This is a genomic window from Emticicia sp. SJ17W-69 (assembly GCF_051209875.1).
Taxonomy (GTDB): Bacteria; Bacteroidota; Bacteroidia; order Cytophagales; family Spirosomataceae; genus Emticicia.
The window spans coordinates 745,175-762,526 of sequence record NZ_JBNTQY010000001.1 but is presented as its reverse complement, the minus strand read 5'-3'; the positions used below and the strand labels follow the sequence as shown (position 1 = coordinate 762,526).

General features: G+C 34.4%; 16 protein-coding genes. 10 read left to right on the top strand and 6 right to left on the bottom strand.

Translation table 11 applies throughout. The features are described from left to right. Positions 1 to 134: 134 nt before the first annotated feature. Complete coding sequence (locus ACQUQZ_RS03410) at positions 135 to 416, bottom strand: HesB/IscA family protein (RefSeq protein WP_435353342.1); 282 nt, start codon at positions 414 to 416, stop codon at positions 135 to 137. A 142-nt stretch (positions 417 to 558) separates the two neighbouring features. Between ACQUQZ_RS03410 and ACQUQZ_RS03405 the strand changes: the two genes are divergently transcribed. After that, complete coding sequence (locus ACQUQZ_RS03405; RefSeq protein WP_435353341.1) at positions 559 to 1,083, top strand: hypothetical protein; 525 nt, start codon at positions 559 to 561, stop codon at positions 1,081 to 1,083. 49 nt (positions 1,084 to 1,132) lie between these two features. Here ACQUQZ_RS03405 and ACQUQZ_RS03400 read toward each other — a convergent pair whose 3' ends face one another. Beyond that, positions 1,133 to 1,642 (bottom strand): DUF421 domain-containing protein, encoded by a 510-nt coding sequence (locus ACQUQZ_RS03400; protein ID WP_435353340.1) that lies wholly within the window; start codon positions 1,640 to 1,642, stop codon positions 1,133 to 1,135. 165 nt (positions 1,643 to 1,807) lie between these two features. Between ACQUQZ_RS03400 and ACQUQZ_RS03395 the strand changes: the two genes are divergently transcribed. The 3 genes from ACQUQZ_RS03395 to ACQUQZ_RS03385 all read left to right on the top strand — a co-directional run bounded on the left by ACQUQZ_RS03395 (position 1,808) and on the right by ACQUQZ_RS03385 (position 4,708). After that, complete coding sequence (locus ACQUQZ_RS03395; RefSeq protein ID WP_435353339.1) at positions 1,808 to 2,380, top strand: RNA polymerase sigma factor; 573 nt, start codon at positions 1,808 to 1,810, stop codon at positions 2,378 to 2,380. A 52-nt stretch (positions 2,381 to 2,432) separates the two neighbouring features. Then, the gene (locus ACQUQZ_RS03390) at positions 2,433 to 4,007 is read left to right on the top strand and encodes a hypothetical protein (protein ID WP_435353338.1); all 1,575 of its coding nucleotides are present in this window, start codon (positions 2,433 to 2,435) and stop codon (positions 4,005 to 4,007) included. Positions 4,008 to 4,132: 125 nt separating this feature from the next. Beyond that, positions 4,133 to 4,708 (top strand): thioredoxin family protein, encoded by a 576-nt coding sequence (locus ACQUQZ_RS03385; RefSeq protein ID WP_435353337.1) that lies wholly within the window; start codon positions 4,133 to 4,135, stop codon positions 4,706 to 4,708. A 345-nt stretch (positions 4,709 to 5,053) separates the two neighbouring features. On the opposite strand, the gene ACQUQZ_RS03380 is transcribed toward ACQUQZ_RS03385, so the two are convergent. After that, a complete protein-coding gene (locus tag ACQUQZ_RS03380) occupies positions 5,054 to 5,500 on the bottom strand; it encodes a thioredoxin family protein (protein ID WP_435353336.1) in 447 nt (148 codons plus the stop codon). 83 nt (positions 5,501 to 5,583) lie between these two features. Next, a complete protein-coding gene (locus tag ACQUQZ_RS03375; protein WP_435353335.1) occupies positions 5,584 to 6,915 on the bottom strand; it encodes a thioredoxin family protein in 1,332 nt (443 codons plus the stop codon). A 160-nt stretch (positions 6,916 to 7,075) separates the two neighbouring features. Here ACQUQZ_RS03375 and ACQUQZ_RS03370 point away from each other — a divergent pair, with 160 nt between their 5' ends. Beyond that, complete coding sequence (locus tag ACQUQZ_RS03370) at positions 7,076 to 8,311, top strand: chorismate-binding protein (protein ID WP_435353334.1); 1,236 nt, start codon at positions 7,076 to 7,078, stop codon at positions 8,309 to 8,311. Positions 8,312 to 8,405: 94 nt separating this feature from the next. Here the strand turns inward: ACQUQZ_RS03370 and ACQUQZ_RS03365 are convergent, their stop codons facing one another. Further along, positions 8,406 to 9,818: a hypothetical protein gene (locus ACQUQZ_RS03365; RefSeq protein ID WP_435353333.1), complete on the bottom strand. Its 1,413-nt coding sequence runs from the start codon at positions 9,816 to 9,818 to the stop codon at positions 8,406 to 8,408. A gap of 339 nt (positions 9,819 to 10,157) precedes the next feature. On the opposite strand from ACQUQZ_RS03365, the gene ACQUQZ_RS03360 reads away from it, so the two are divergent. From ACQUQZ_RS03360 to ACQUQZ_RS03345, 4 genes are all read left to right on the top strand, one after another. Beyond that, positions 10,158 to 10,763: an RNA polymerase sigma factor gene (locus tag ACQUQZ_RS03360; RefSeq protein ID WP_435353332.1), complete on the top strand. Its 606-nt coding sequence runs from the start codon at positions 10,158 to 10,160 to the stop codon at positions 10,761 to 10,763. Next, positions 10,732 to 10,968, top strand: a complete 237-nt coding sequence (locus tag ACQUQZ_RS03355; protein WP_435353331.1) for a hypothetical protein — start codon at positions 10,732 to 10,734, stop codon at positions 10,966 to 10,968. Before ACQUQZ_RS03360 ends, ACQUQZ_RS03355 begins: the two co-directional genes overlap by 32 nt. A 155-nt stretch (positions 10,969 to 11,123) precedes the next feature. After that, a complete protein-coding gene (locus ACQUQZ_RS03350) occupies positions 11,124 to 12,266 on the top strand; it encodes a hypothetical protein (RefSeq protein WP_435353330.1) in 1,143 nt (380 codons plus the stop codon). 183 nt (positions 12,267 to 12,449) lie between these two features. Further along, complete coding sequence (locus ACQUQZ_RS03345; protein ID WP_435353329.1) at positions 12,450 to 14,192, top strand: T9SS type A sorting domain-containing protein; 1,743 nt, start codon at positions 12,450 to 12,452, stop codon at positions 14,190 to 14,192. Between the two features lie 71 nt (positions 14,193 to 14,263). On the opposite strand, the gene ACQUQZ_RS03340 is transcribed toward ACQUQZ_RS03345, so the two are convergent. After that, complete coding sequence (locus ACQUQZ_RS03340; RefSeq protein ID WP_435353328.1) at positions 14,264 to 15,901, bottom strand: M1 family metallopeptidase; 1,638 nt, start codon at positions 15,899 to 15,901, stop codon at positions 14,264 to 14,266. A 171-nt stretch (positions 15,902 to 16,072) separates the two neighbouring features. On the opposite strand from ACQUQZ_RS03340, the gene ACQUQZ_RS03335 reads away from it, so the two are divergent. After that, the gene (locus tag ACQUQZ_RS03335) at positions 16,073 to 17,317 is read left to right on the top strand and encodes an MFS transporter (protein ID WP_435353327.1); all 1,245 of its coding nucleotides are present in this window, start codon (positions 16,073 to 16,075) and stop codon (positions 17,315 to 17,317) included. The last annotated feature ends 35 nt before the right edge of the window (positions 17,318 to 17,352 follow it).

Genomic DNA, 17,352 nt, shown 5'->3' with positions numbered 1-17,352 from the left:
AAAATCATGCCAAAGGCAGTTTTAAAATCACAATTAGCAGTCGTAAGCTCACAATAAGCTACTTTAAATTTTTAACAAATATATTTAAAAAAATAAAATCTTGCTTACTCGACTGAAAAATTGAAGCCCCCAAACTATTTCTGTTTCTGAATGGTAAAGCCCATGCCTTCTTCTGTTTGAGTATAGTCAATCTGCACCCCAATCAAATACATCAGGTGTCTTTTGTCAATCAAAACTTTTACGCCTTCAACTTCATAGAGCTCATCGTTTTCCATTGGTTTATCTAAGCCCAAAAGATATGTCCCTGCACATGCTCCACCTTTCAAACCTACCCGCAAAGCATAACCTGCTGGGATTTGTGATGAGTTTAAGGATTTTAAAATTTCTACCCTTGCTATTTCTGAAAAACTAATCATATTATAAAATTTCACCAAAGATAGACATGATTAAAGAGATTTCAAGATTATAAGAATTAACTCCCTTACCAAAAAAAACTTCTTAGGGTTTTGATGCACCGTTGGCTTAACTTACTTTTGTAGTAGATATAATGAAAATATAATGCAATCAATTACTGAGTTATTAAAAATACTTATTCCTGCGGCGGCGGTTTTGTACGGAATGTATTTAACTATTCAAACTTTTCTACAAAAGCAATTTGAACAGAAACAAATTGAGCTCAAACAAAAAAACACCGAACTTATTACGCCTCTACGCCTACAAGCGTATGAGCGTATGACGCTTTTTTTAGAGCGAATTACACCCAATAATTTATTACTTAGGTTAGGAAGTAATAGCATAGAAGTAGCTGATTATCAACAAGTTATTTTGCACGAAATTAGAGAAGAGTTCAATCATAACCTATCTCAACAAATCTATATTTCTCATGAAGCATGGGAGAGAATTAGGCAAGCCATGAACGAAGTTGTGGCATTGGTTAATACATCGGCTGCCGAAGTTTCTGCCAATACACCTGCTATAAATTTATCAAAAAAAATCTTTGAAAAAGTTATCGGTGAAAATAAACAACCAACAGCAGAAGCATTAAAGTTTTTAAAATCAGAAGTACAAACAATGTTTTTGTAAAATGGGGGAGTTTGTGAATGTAGAGATAAAAAACTCATTCACAAATCACTCAATCACCCATCGAACCCAAAGTTTTATGAATCCGTTTTTTGTGTGTTCTTTTCTTAAAATCTTCGGATAATACGCTGATATTCCCATCTACTTCCAGCATCGCTAAATCTACTTTTTCAATGCTTTCAACACCATGTTCTCGTACAGCAGCCTCTAAATCAGAAATAGTAAAACCTGCTCTTTCTAAGTTTTTCTTTTGTGGTAAACCATTATAAATCAAGGTAATTGGCTCGCCTTGAATCAATTTCCCAACCGACTGAAACTTATAAATAAGTTTTTTTAGAATATAATTAGTAATGAATAAAGCCCCCGCAGCCACCAATCCACCTTGAAGCGACGTATCAGGCCCTACCATTGCATTTTGAACCGCATTACTAATAAGCAAGATGAAAACTAAATCTATCACTGATAGTTGGGTTAATTCTTTCTTCCCAAATAGTCGAATAGCAATTATTATAAATACATAAACTGCTATTGCTCGCAGCATTAGGTCAAAATATTGCGTCATGTTATGTAAGGAAATCAATCTTTTTTTTCAAATGTACACAATCTGTCAGTATTAAAAAAAATATACTTGTCTGTTATGACTTGTTTTTTGTCTCTTTTTTTGTTAATCTTGGACTAAAATTACCTTTAAAAGCAACCTTTCAATAAATTTTTGCGTAACTACTTTATGGCGAACAATCTGCCAACAGAAAACCCAGAAGAACTACTCCGCATGAGTGTAAGAGGTGATCGTATGAGCCAAGAAAAGCTCTATCGACAATTCTATGGGTTTGCTATGGGTGTTTGTATGCGTTATACAAAAAATCGAGAAGAGGCATTAGAAGTAGTCAATGATGGTTTTTTAAAAGTTTTTACCAAAGGTGAGCAATATGACCCGAAATATCCATTTAAGGCATGGTTTCGGAGAATCATCGTAAACACCGCATTAGATTTTTATCGAAGCCAACAAAAACATTATTTTCATGAAAATATTGAAGAAGCCTACGAGGTTTCTTCCAATGATAGTAGCCCATTGAGCCAACTCAACCATGAAGAGTTAATGGCAATGGTGCAAGAATTACCAACAGGTTACAGGATGGTCTTTAATTTATTTGTTATTGATGGATATTCTCACGAAGAAATTAGTAATCAATTAGGCATTTCAGTTGGGACGTCCAAATCCAATCTTTCTCGGGCAAGAGAAGTTTTACGAAAAATGATTTTAAAAACTGAAAAAGAGTATATTAATAAAGCTGATTAATTTTATCCTTATTTTACCACTAAAAATACTTTTTTTTATTTAGTTATAAGTAATGAATATAAACCAACATGATCTATCAGACGATGAGTTAGATCATCTTTTCAGAGATTCTGCTGAAAAGATGAATTTTGACTTTGACCCTGATTCATGGACAAAAATGAGCCAAAAGCTTGATGCAATCAATATCTCAGCATTAGGCGAAAACCAAGCGGGTAATGTTTGGTTGAAGCGTGGTTTATCAATGTTGCTTGCTTTGTTGTTTTTGATCGGAGGTTATTTCTTGTTCAAACCTTCACTCAATCTGGCATCAACACCACTTCAAACCAAACACAAAAATACTTCTGAAGTAGCAAGTGAGGTTGATGCAAAAAAATATGTAACAACAGATAAAGTAGGTACAGATAATTTAAACAATGATACCTCTGAAAAAATAGTCAATTCTAAAGAACTCATAAACGACTCAAAATCAATTGATTACGAAAACAAAAAGGATAAAAACAAAATTACTATTGCTCCTAAAAGTGAAAATACGGACAAATATTTAGTCAATAATAAGATAGAAAACGCTCCAAAATCTCAGAAAAAGGATGTTGTAATTAATACAAAATCGGAAAAACCTATCACCAATCAGTTGTTAATCACTAAGAAACAATCTGCAAAAACGGAAAGCATTCTTATTGATAAACCAAAGGGTGAATTGGCAAACACCAAAATTGCAGAAACAAACTCGATTGCCAATGAAGCTGGAGAAAACAAAAAAGGAAATAAAGTTCGTCAAGTAAATTCAGACATCAATTCTAAATCACCAATAAATAATATTATTAGCGGTTCTAATGAAGTGGAGAAGTTGTCAGAGTCAAATTCCATTGCTGTCATTACCGAAGAAAAAAATCAACGTTGGCAATTAGAAAATGTCAAAAGCCTTACTCCTAAAATTGGTCTTTTCAAATCAAGTTTCAACTTGCCGATTATTGCTTTTGAAAGCCCTAAGAACGACTCTCCTATGCCAGTGAGTAAGAGTGCTTCATTCAAAAAAGGACTTAATATTAGATTAGGGGTATCCCCTGATTTTAGTATTGTTACAATTGATGAAATAGCTCGATTAGGTAGCAACTGGGCCGCCTTATTAGAATACAGATTCAATAATCGTTTGAGTGTGCATTCAGGTGTCATTCGCTCAATGAAGTACTACAATTCATACCCCGAATCGTACGAATGGCCAAATAATTGGCCTCAGCCTCCAGTACTGATTGATATCAATGCCACTTGCAAAATGCTTGATATTCCATTAAATGTGAGATTTGATATTACCCAAAAGCCTAACAGTCGTTTATTTGTGAGTGCTGGTTCGACCAGTTATATTATGCTCAAGGAAAAATATACCTATAATTATGAAAACCAATCTGACCCTAAAATCAAATGGCGAAACTGGGAGGGGAAAACTGGGCCTTACAATTTTAGTGTATTAAATTTCTCGTTTGGTTATGAACATCAAATATTTCGTCGTTTGAGTTTACAAGCTGAGCCATTTCTAAAAGTACCAATTGGAAAAGTAGGTTTTGGAAAAGTAAACTTATCTACAATTGGCATCTTTTTCTCTGCAAAATACCCAATTGCAAAGTTCTAAACTGAATGCTCTTCAAAATGATATTTTTCAGATAAAATTTCGGTATTATATTTGTATAAGTCTTGCTAAAGACTTTAAATAATAAAAATACTAATCAAACCGTTTTTAGTAAAAATTACTTGAAAATGAAAAATATATACTCTTTTTTAGTGCTTATGCTCATAAGTACATCCATTTTCGCTCAAAATGTGGCCACAAACAATCAGGTGAATAAGCCAAAAAAACATGAAGTAGAATGGCTTACTCTCCAAGAAGCTTATCTTCGTACACAAAAAGAACCTCGTAAGACAATCATTGATGTATATACAGCGTGGTGTGGGTGGTGTAAAGTAATGGACAAACAAACATATACGAATCCAGAATTAATTGATTATCTCAACAAAAACTTTTACATGGTAAAACTTGATGCTGAGTCGAAACAAGATATTATCATTGGTAACTCAAAATATGTTTTTGACGAAAAAAGTGGGGCAAATCAAGCTGCTGTGGCATTATTACAAGGAAAAATGAGTTATCCAACAACAGTATTTTTAGATACCCAATATAATATGATTCAACCATTACCCGGCTATTTGGATGCGAAGGCATTTCACCAAATTGTTACTTATTTAGGAGGCGATTATAATAAGAAAGAACCTTTTGAAAAATATAAAGAAGGGACCTACAAAGAAGTATATAAATCTGTTTTAGTGAAATTATAACTCAATATACCAACAAAAAATGAGTCCGACTTTTGATATAAAAGTCGGACTTTTTTAGTTTTCAATGGCTAATATATTCATTGTCTGAATGTAGTAGTATTTTTTAAATTCACTTACAATTTAAATTGCGTATTTTATAGTTTTATTCATGGCTGAAGTACTCTTTTTTGAATAACAGCAGCAGTTATTTTGGTATCACCAAGAAACTGAATTAGTTTTCTACGTTTGTAAAAAACTACTCACAAAACTATAGATATATCTTTGCAATCCATAGAGGGAAACTACTTGAATCAATAGGGGTTTTTACGTAGTCTATCTTTATTTATAAGAAAACACGTAATACAATCAGCGATTAAGGCTCAGTTTTGTGGCCAAATCAGCTTCTTGCATAAGACCTTCAGCAGACATCGTCCCTTCAATGCGATGCAACACCCGTCCATCGGGACTAATAAATAAATACGTCGGATATGAATCAACTCGATAAATGATACCTACATTTACTCCTTCAAAAGAATCTCCATCAACTTTATAATTGATGAATTTTTTATTAAACTTTTCAGTCACACGGCCATCTTTAAATGTATTTTCGTCCATCCATTTGCAAGGGCCGCACCATGTTGTAAAAACATCTACAAACAAAACTTTTCGCTGCAATTTTGCTTCCGCCAGCATTTGCTCCATTGTTTTATCTGTATTTTTAACAAAATTTATTTTCTTGATACTTTCACGACTACACGCATAGACCAACGCAATAAGACCTACTAAGCTCACTGCTACAATTATTTTTTTCATTACAAATACCATCTGTTTCATCATGGTTTGTACAAATTCCTTGCCTCTTTTGCTTGATAGAAAAACAAATTCTTAGATTTTTTTTACTTTCGCTTTATTTCCTTCAATGTTTCTTGCAAATCTTTAATATCGCTACCTTCTTTTTTTGCTAATTTTATTGCTTTTTTTTCCGCTTTAATCGCTTCTTTTTTTCTACCTAATTTACTTAAAAGATTGGCATAAGTATCTAAGTTTACTGGTGATTCCACCAGATAAATTGCTCTTTCTGACCACTTCAAAGCCTCTTCCAAGTCTTTAGGGTTACTAATCATCTGTACATAGCCCCAAGCATATTCATTCAATTGAAAAGATGTCAGTTTCTGAGCATTATCGCTTAGATTATCCAAAATTATTTTGAATTGGGGTGTTGTGTCATCAATGTTTTTATCCTTGGCTCCCTCTTTAAAATTCGTTATTTTTTTCTCGGTTTCAGCCGTTAATTCTTCCGTAGTTTTGGCCATCAGCTTACCACTTTCTCTACTTGCAATCTTCTTAAAATTCTCGCCATCACGTGTGATTTTCGCATATTCTAATCGAAATTGTTTTTCTTCTGCCTCAAAGCCTGCCATACTATAAGAGGTAATTCTAACCGCATCAATGAGTTTTTCGAGCAATGCTTTATCACGATTATCCAATACTTTTTTGAATGTATTTCTTTTAGCTTTCGAGATTCCATTCAACACATATTTTTGTTGCTGAACAGTCATATTCATGTATCTATTCAGAGCATTTGCTAAAATGGCAAATGCCTTTGTTTCAATTGTACTAATATTTTCAGAAATAATTGAAAGAACCTTCTCGGTTTTATAGGAAGATTCTGGAATCACATTCAAATATTCGTCTAATAAAGCTGCGTTCTCTCCCCCATTAAGGCTTTTTCGCTTCATATACTCATATAAAAAATCGGCATCTCTTTTACCTGCGTTGAAATCTCTATCCAAATCTTCTGAAGATTTGAAACTTTTTCCTGCTGTGAGTGCTTTATCTGCCTCAATCATAAACTTATCAGCGGGCATTGCACCTAAAGTTCGATAAACCAATTCTCCACCAGCATTTACAAATAGATAAGTGGGATAGGCGGTAATGGCATAATTTTTTGCCAATTCAATACCTTCACCTTTTTCCGCATCAATTTTATAACTAATAAACATTTCATTGAATTTATCACCAACTTGAGTGTCAGTGAAAACCTTCTCTGCCATGATTTTACAAGGGCCACACCAAGTTGTATAAATATCAATAAAAATCAACTTATTATGATTTTTGGCCATACTCTTAATATCTGCCCATGAGCCTTCTGTAAATTTTATCCCTTTCCTATCCTCAGCGAAAGAGGTAAAAGTGAGAAAAATGAATATATAAAGTATTTTCTTCATTATTGAAACTTGGTTTTGTGTAATTTACAGCAAAAAACATACGAATATCTATATTCCGAAAAACTTCTGCTATTTTTAGGAATATTTTCTTTTGAAATTTGTTTACTATTCAGAGGTGTATGAAATTGCGTACACTATTCTGGAAATGGTTTTAAGAATAATGATAACAACAACACTCGAAAAAAATAATTGCCGCCAACAACTTTGGAAATCTGCTAAACAATTGGCATTCCCAACAGCTATGTGGCGTTTGCCTCGTCAAACTGAAAAACATTTTTTAACTTCTTTTTCAGCTATTCCTGAACAAACAAAAATAGATTTTGAAGAACTTGGTCCTGGCTTTGCTTTTTCTCCCTTTGTTAATATTGATGGTAAAAATACTTTTTTCTTAAAGGCTGATTTACATTATATATTCACCGAATCTGATTTAAATAACAAAGAAGATTTACAAGAAGTCATTGTGCCATCTTCTCTCAATCCTCAATTTATTGATTTACTTGCAAGCTTAGATTCTGATCAAAAAAAAGTTTATCAATCAACATTTGATAATCAAGAACAATCACAAAAGCAGGATTATATCAACTTAGTTGAAAAAGCAGTTGATCAAATTAACGCTGGAAGTTTTCAAAAAGTTGTACTTTCTCGAACAAAGAAAATAACATTATCTTCTGATTTTGAGGTAGTTACAGTTTTTGATAAACTTTGTAAAGCATATCCTTCGGCCTTTGTTTCGGCGGTTTCATTGCCGCATTTGGGTGTCATTTGGATGGGAGCATCACCCGAAACGCTGGTAAGTCAAAATGCAAAAGGTATTTTCCGAACAATGGCTTTGGCAGGAACGCAATCAGCTTATGATGCTGATGGCAATTTGATTCGTCCATCAGAAGCTCTTTGGCGGCAAAAAGAGATTGAAGAACAATCATTTGTTACTCGATATATTATTAATTGCCTGAAAAAAATCAGGGTAAGAGAATTTGAAGAAGAAGGCCCTAAAACAGTCATTGCTGGTAACTTAATGCACCTTCGTACCGATATAATTATTGATACGGTTGAAATAAATTTCCCACAATTGGCTACTGTAATGCTCGATTTATTGCACCCGACTTCAGCAGTTTGTGGAATGCCCAAAGTGCCTGCTACAGAATTTATTTTAGCCAATGAAGGTTATGATCGTGAATTTTATAGTGGATTTTTGGGGCCAATCAATATGCAAACAAATGGTAATGGACAAGAATCTCACATTTTTGTCAATCTTCGCACCATGAAGTTACAAAATGAAGCTGCCATACTTTATGCTGGTTGCGGAATCACTGCCGATTCAAATCCAACTAAAGAATGGCAAGAAACTGAAATGAAAACTCAAACGCTTGAAAGAGTGCTGAATGCTGAATTATAAGTTCTGAGTTTACTCAGTTAAAAACGTGCCACATCTGACATTTTATTTTGATCTTCAAAACAATCTCCAAGATGTGGCACGTTTAGTTTACGAACTATCTAAGATATTTTGGATAACGAGTAAAACGTAGTCCAATCGTGAAATCTACACGGCTTAGGTCAATCGGTGTTGATAAATTCACCGCCCCATTTCCTCCACCCAAGTCCAAAGCACGCATTTTCCCATAGTTATAGCCTGCTTCTAAGCTCAAGATTATATCACGACCAGTGATGTCGTTTCCAAGCAAGAAATCAACACCAAGTGTAGCAGCAGCTCCAAAATCCAAGCCTTTAAAATTATAATTACTGGCATCATAAGTGCCTTTATCATTATAGAAATACGCTCCTGGAGCTAAACCCAATACAACCATTGTCTTGAAGTCGATATTCTTCCGAAAATACAAAACTGGTCCTACGAATTTTGTTGAACGTTTATTGGAGATACTTCCTGTGGCATCTTCGTTTAATAGAATATTTCTATACTTAATATTTTCAGCTTTATTTTGACTTTGAAAGTTATTAAACATTAAGCCTATTCCTACATGGTCAGAGAAAAAATAAGAAGCATCGGCACCCCAAGTCCAGCCACGAAGCAACTTTTCTTGATAAAGACCAAACTCATCTTTAGTATCTATTTTTGCCAACATATTCCCAAAACCACCTCTTGCACCGATTCTCCACTTTAAGTAATTACTAAACTCATTGCTTTCTTTTTTAGCATTGGCATTAATTGGTGTAACAACTTTAGTTTCCTTTGTTTTAACTACTTCTTTGCTAGGTTTTTCGCTTTCCTTCTCAGCACTTTTCTTTGTTTTTTCAACCGTTTTTGGTGCCGATTTTTCTTCTTTTTTGTCAATTTTAGGCGAATTACTTGTCTTTTTTTCGTTCTCCTTACTATTTTTAGTAACTTTTTTAGATTCTTCCGACTCGGCAATTTTTTCTTCTGGTTTTTTGATTTCTTTCGTACGACGTTCGTCTTTATTACTTTGTTTATTTGCTTGCTCACCCTTTTTTGTATCAACTCGCTCTTGAGCAGTGGTATTTTCTTCTCTTACATTACCAAGCCCTTCAGGCATTTTTGTCCCTTTGATAGCAATATCACTTGGATAAAAATTATATTTAAACTCGGAAACCAAATTTTTAAAGATTTCATTTCTTAAAACTTTGCCCGTTGGAGATAAGTAAGCATAAATAAATCTATTAGGTGTTTCGTCTAAAATTCGGCATCGAATCTTCTCACCAGCTTGCGTTGTAATCTGATCTCGTTGAGCAACTGCATGCGTAATGGAGAAACCCAAAACTAAGAAAAGTACAATTATTCCTTTGCTAAATTTTGTATTAGAATGGGGCAAGAATTGAGCAAAGTTGCTCTCACTCCAAATAAAGATATTTGCTTTAATAAGACTTTTTGGGAGAGATGTAAAGGTTTCCAAATGAAAATTGCGAGTTAAGTTTGTTTTTTTTTCCATGATTGTATTAGTTCACCAAATTAAAATATGCAAATATTATACCGAAAAAAACAATGATTTATTAAGCACATATAAACACTTGAATATCAGTTATTTACAATTTTAAAATTGCACAAAACTACTGGTACAATTTTTGGACTTTATTTTGCAAAAAACTCTTAAAACGAAATATCATTTGGATTATTAACAAACCATTAACTAAATTTTTTGCACCAAACACTTGACACGAATCATATTAATTGCATACCTTTCGAAATAAAATTTGAAATTCTTCAGAAATTTAAACCCCAATGTACAATATGGCATAAAGCTCTACGTTAACTAAATTGAAATACAGAAATGGGAAAAATCCAAGTTAACGATAGTGAGCTTGTTTCATTGTACATCCGCGGCAACGAAAAAGCTTTTGCTACGCTTGTTCAGCGTTACAAATCAAAAGTTTATACCACGATTTACCTTGTTGTTAAAGACCAATATGTAGCAGAAGATTTGCTACAAGATACATTCATCAAAGCTGTTGAAGTTTTGCGTGAAGGTAAATACAACGAAGAAGGTAAATTTTTACCGTGGGTGCTTCGAATAGCTCATAACCTTGCGATAGACTATTTCCGTAGAGAGAAACGCTACCCGACCGTGGTGTTTGAAGACGGAAGCAGTGTGTTTAACACGCTTGAATTTGCCGAAGATTCTATCGAATCAATGCAAATCAAACGTGAATCTCACGAACACTTACGTGATTTAATCAAAAGATTACCCGACCAGCAGCGTGAGGTCTTGGTGATGCGTCATTATGATGATATGTCTTTCCAAGAAATTGCAGATGCCACTGGTGTAAGTATCAACACGGCGTTAGGGAGAATGCGTTACGCTCTCATCAATCTTAGAAAAATGATGGGTAAATCAGCGTATGCTTATGACACAAACCTTTACCAGCACGCAGGATGATGTGATTCGCTATTTGTATAACGAAACATCAAACCAAGAAAACACTTTGATAGAAGACGCTCTTCTTTATGACAAAGATTTGCTCAATTTCTATCTTGATTGTGCCGACCTGAAATCAGGATTGGACAAAATTCAACTCTCCCCGTCTGATCGGGCGATTGAGCGAATCTTCAACTATTCAAAAAATTACCAGCCTAAGATTTAATCTTAGGCTTTTTTTATGATTGATTTTTCAACAAAAAACAAGCATCTTTGTGGTGTATCAATGAGGTTACTATTTGCAAATCACTGGAAACCAGTCTTTTATAAATATATACTATATCATTCTACATTTTACATTCTTCATTCTACATTAATTAAATGTCTTTTTTAGAAAATATTTATTCTCGTTTTGAATCAAAAAGTTTAGCGTTTTTGGCAAATAATAATTGGCAATTGAGAATCGTTGCTATTGCCACTTTAGCTATGCTTTTGTCCTTTTTCAATAATCAATCTCCTTTGCATGACTTCAGAAATTTCTATGATGATGTTATCGTAAAAAAAGGCGAATATTTTCTCTATAATGTTACCAAAGACCGTTCACAAAACTTGACCGAACATCGGGTTTATGAAGAACCTGCTTCAAATAATCGGGTTTTCCGATTGACGCTGCCTGTGCTTGTCAAAATTTTTCATATTCGACACGTCAGTGTTTTTGTATATGGTTTACAATTAATTTTAGGTATCTTACTTTACTTCTTACTTACTCGGTTTTTATTTCAGATTCTCAATGATAAATTGGCTACTATGTTGGCTGTCATCGCCTTAGCATGTATTTACTTTGGAACATCTTTTTTTGTTGAATATGCTGGTTACGGCGATTTTTATACTTTCTTTTTTTTATTTCTAAGTATTTATTTCCGAAATCCTTTACTGGTTTTTGGGGCTATGTTTACTGCCACTTGGTGCGATGAGCGTGCTGTTGTAGCAGGAAGCTTAGTTTTTGCCTATTGGTGGATTGCAGAAAAAATAAAAGAAGATAAACCCATTAGTTTTGTTCCAAATAAGCAAATGTTAGCCATTATTGCAGCTGAAATTGGATATATTTCGTTAAGATATTATCTGATGACCTATCAAGGAATGGAAGGTACATACAAAAAAGGGGAATTTACTGAGCAGCTTTTTGCCAGTTTGCCTTCTTTTGGCTTTAAATTCATCTGGATTTTAGAAGGATTTTGGTTAATTATGCTTTTGGCATTTTTGATTTTATACATCAAAAAAGATTATCTCAAACTTTTGATCGTTTTTGGGGGGACGATTGCCATGATTGTATCTGGCTTTACAACTTTTGACTCGACTCGAAGTGGTTCTTTTGTTTTTCCAATGATCTTTCTGGGACTGATCGCCGTTAAAACCAAACTAAATGAGAAAGAGATAAGAGTTCTCTTACTATTGGTAGCTTTATTATGCTTTTTACACCCATTGGCTAATAAAACACATGGCGTTGGGTATTTTTTAATGTAAATAATAGCCATGTTTAGATTTTTTATGACTCAAAATGGCAGTTTATATTTCATTGCCGTCTGCTTTAGCGGACGGACTAAAAAAAATTGTATCAAATTGACTTTAGTCAAAAAATATTTGCAATTCTGGCTAAAGCCTACATGGTTTCTCTCTCTTTTGAACCGTCAGCTAAAGCAGACGGCAATGAATTTTAACAATTCAAAAAACTCTTTTTCCTTATTAACACTCCCCCTTCTTAGTCTTTCGACTTTCGCTCAAATTCCGACAAATACTTGGCGAACACATGCTGATTATAGTAATGCCAAAGGTGTGGAAATAGTGGATAACAATGTATTTTGCTTTTCTAAAAATGGTTTATTTTTCTTCAATAAATCTGATGATCAAGTAGTTACTTTATCAAAAATCAATGGTTTTAGTGAAACTAAAATAGCACAAATTAGATATAGTAGTGAGCTAAAAAAACTTTTGGTTGCTTATGAAACTGGTAATTTGGATATTGTAAGCATTGCAAACGGAACGCCTGACCAAATTCAAAATATTGATTTTATCAAAAAAACAGATGCCATTCAAGGAAGTAAATTTATCAATCAAATAGAATTTAAAGGTGATTTTGCTTATTTAGCTGCTGATTTTGGTTTGGTAGTTTTAGATGTTAAAAAAAGTGAAATCAAAGAAACTTATCAAAATATCGGGAATGAAGGTAGGCAAGTAAGTATCAAGCAATTAACATTTGCTCGTGATAGTATATTTGTAAATACATCAGGAGGCATATTGGGTGCAAAATTTGATGCAAAAATCAACCTACAATTCTTTGGTAATTGGCAGCAATTTACTGCGGGAGATGTTTCTCATAATCAACTTTTTAAACCTCAGACATTTCCAAAAGATATTTTAGCCGTTTCTCCCAATGAAATAGCAACAGACATACAAAGCAAAGTTTGGATTGCTGATGGTGAGAATGGGTTGGTCAGTAATTTTTCTGGGATTTTCAAAACTTATAGTCCCAATAGTATAAAAGGAGATATTTTTGAAGTTTATTATCAGAATCAGAAAATATATGCTGCTGGCTTTGTTGGATACGCTTTTGAAGAAAACGAGTGGAAAAAACTAAATATCAACCAATTACCAAGCAATTCAAAAGATGTTATTGACCGTTTTGGTTATCGCTGGCAAATTGTTAGTAATGGTTTGCGAGTAACAAATAACACAACTAATCAAAGTCGTTATTTTTATGCTGGAAAAGGATCGGGCAACTTGCCAAGTTCGATTGTTAATTCTATCGTGGAAGACAAAGACAATTTGGTTTGGGTAGGAACTGCTAATGGTGTAGCGGTGATTTCAACTTCAAAAGATATTTTCACAACTGCTACGGAAGCATATACACCTTTTTTTCAAACCCGCCGTTTGTTGTTACAAGAAGTTGTTACCAAAATTGTAGTTGATGGTGGCAACAGAAAATGGATAGCTACACAAAACGGGCTGAATCTATTTTCGGCTTCGGCAGATGAACAAATATTCAATTTTACGGAAGAAAACAGTCCACTTCCCTCGAAAAATATTCTTGATTTAGCACTTGACCCCGTTTCAGGAGAAATTTTTGTTTTAACCGAAAATGGACTTCTCTCCTATCGTAGTAATGCCACCGAACCCAACGAAGATTTGGATGCTGTAAAAATCTTTCCAAACCCTATTCGTCCTGATTATCAAGGCGTGATGACTATTTCAGGACTTCGAGAAAATACGACAATCAAAATTACCGATGCTTCAGGAAGGCTTATTTACGAAACAAAATCGAATGGTGGAACTGCCTCTTGGAATTTACAAAATCCACAAGGAAATAGTGCCACATCGGGTATTTATTTGGTGTTCTGCATAGCCGAAGATGGCTCTGAAAGTTTTGTCGGGAAAGTGGCCGTAGTGAGATAACCGTACAACGGAGTTTCTACTGCTACGGCGGACCGTTCTCTCAAAATGAACGGAGTTGGAACTCCGTGGTACTACATTGTTTTTGCTGTCACATAAAAATTCTCATCAACTTTCAAATCTGATTTACCTTTCATGGTTTTCCAAGAAGTGCTTGGGTATATAAAATCCATTTTCCCTCCATCAACCGCAACTTTTACTGGCATATCGAAACCTTCAATACAATTAGTCCAGCGGTATTTTATTTTGTTTTTTTCTATCGAATATTCTAAAACAGGAATCTTGCTATCTCTTAAATATTGGTCAAAAACTTTGCTCAAATCTCGCCCAACGTTTTTAGATAAATAATCCTCGATTTGTTGAGTCGTAACGGTTTGGTGATAAAAAGTTTTGTTCAAGCCTCTTAATATTTGACGCCATTTTTCGTCATTATTGGTAATTTGTCGAATTGTATGCAACATATTCCCACCTTTTGAGTACATATCGCCCGAGCCACTATTATTGACGCTATAAGCACCAATAATTGGTTTGTCGTTGCGAATACCTTTGCGAGTACCTATTACATAGGCTGCACCTGCTTCTTTGCCAAAATAATATTCCGTATAAAGATTTTCAGAATAGTTAGTAAAACTTTCATGAATCCACATATCGGCCATGTCTTTGTAAGTAATATTATTGGCAAACCACTCATGTCCCGACTCATGAATGATAATAAAATCCCATTTCAAACCCCAGCCTGTGCCTGATAAATCTCGACCTAAATACCCATTTTGATATTTGTTTCCATAAGTTACTGAACTTTGATGCTCCATACCCAAATACGGCACTTCTACTAATTTATAGCCATCTTCATAAAATGGATAAGGCCCAAACCAATGTTCAAATGCCTTCATCATCATACTGGCTTGTTTGAATTGCTCTTTTGCTTTGTCGAGATTTTCGGGCAAAACATAATAATCCATGCTTAACTTACCTTTTTCTCCTGCATAAACTTCATCAAAATGCACATAATTGCCTACATTCACATTGATTCCGTAATTATTGATAGGATTTTTAACAAACCAGTCGAAGGTTTTTGTACCATCTTGATTTTCTGTAACTTTTCTCAAACGACCATTAGAAACATCCATCAAATTTTTCGGTACTGTTATGCTCACCAACATACTGTCACACTCATCATACATGTGATCTTTACACGGCCACCATGCACTCGAACCAAGCCCCTGACACGAAGTAGCTACAAAGTCATTACCAGCCTTATCTTTTACCCATTGAAAGCCTCCATCCCAAGGTGGACGCTTGGCAACTATTGGTTTTCCTGAATAAGTTACGATGATTGATTCATTTTTTCCTTTGATTTGGTCTTTTTTAAGACTAATCATATAAGCATTCGCTCCATCTTGCTTGAACGAAAGTTCTTTACCATCTTGCGTAACTTTTTCTATTTTCAATGGCGGTTGTAAGTCAATCTGAATTGTTTGATAAGGTTTTAGCACTTCATAAAATACCTTTGTGCTTCCTGAAATAGCCTTGTCGGCAGGATTTACTTTTACTCGCAGTTCGTAATATTTCAAATCCCACCAGATACGTTCGGGGGTGATACTTCCTCTTAAAGTATCCTCATGTGTAAAAGTGGTATTTTTTGTTTGTCCACAAGCAATAAAAATTTGTAAAGTGAAAAGTAGTAAAAAGAGTGTTTTTAGCAATTTCATATTTTTGTCGATGTTCAATGAGTAATGGTCGATAGCTTTTAGTTTTTATTTCCTCAAAGTTAATTGAATTTCTTAATTTTGTAGAAACTGGAACTACAAAACAGAAAAAAACTGTTGTTTCTTCAACAACAAAAAGCAGAACCTAACAAGTAGCTCCTGCAAATGAATCGCATGAAACAAACCAAAGACCCTTACGCAGCCCTTCGTTTCCCTGAGTTTAGGTATTTTATCTCTGCTCAATTTCTATTTACAGTCGCTATTTTGATTCAGGAAGTTGTGGTTAGTTTCTATCTCTATGAAATTACGCATGACCCACTTTCATTAGGCTTAATTGGGCTTTTTGAGGCAATTCCTTATATTTCTTTAGCACTTTTTGGTGGATACTTTGCTGACCGACGGGACAAAAAAAATATTATTCAGATTTGCTATGGCATCATTGTTTTATGTTCATTTTTATTACTTTGGGTCACTTATCCTTCTGATAATCAAGCAATTGATATTCCAAAAGTTAAGTTTATCATTTATCTAACAGTTTTTATTTTAGGTTTGGCAAGGGGTTTTTATGGCCCAGCATGGTCTTCTCTTAAACCATTTCTTGTACCTGCCGAGCATTATCCAAATTCTGCTTCATGGAGTAGTCAATTTTGGCAATCTGGTATGATTTTAGGCCCCGCTTCGGCTGGTTTTTTATATAGTTGGTTGGGACTTACCAATACTCTTATCTTAGTTTTATTTCTTTTCGGTATTGCTTTTATTTTGGTTTCATTGATTTCTCGAAAACCTGTTCAAAAGTCTGAAACACACCAAAATGTTTTCCAAAGTCTAAAAGAAGGAATTGATTTTGTGAGAAAAAATAGAATTTTGTTTTATGCCATTCTGCTTGATATGTTCTCGGTGCTTTTTGGCGGAGTGGTAGCAATTTTGCCAGTTTTTGCTAAAGATATTTTGCATGTAGGAGCAGAAGGTTTGGGTATTCTAAGAGCGGCTCCTGGGATTGGAGCAGTTTTAACAATGCTTGGAACAGCCTATTTTCCCCCTACTCGCAAAGCTTGGCGAAATATGCTTATTGCTGTAACGGGTTTTGGTATTGCCACCTTAGTTTTTGCAATTTCTACAAATTTTTGGCTTTCTGTTACTGCTTTATTTCTTACAGGAGCTTTTGATAGTATTAGCGTTATTGTGCGTCAAACCATCTTGCAAGTGCTTCCTCCAGACGAAATGCGGGGGCGTGTGAGTGGCGTAAATGGTATTTTTGTTAGTTGTTCCAATGAACTTGGAGCTTTTGAATCTGGGCTTGCAGCTAAATTTTTTGGGGCGATGCCATCCGTACTTTTTGGTGGGTTAATGACTTTGTTTTTTGCAGGAATTCTCTTTCTGAGGTCAGGAGAGTTGTTTGATGTGAAGTTGGAGAAATAAATACACTTGTTGTCTGTGAGGACACAGGCAACGAT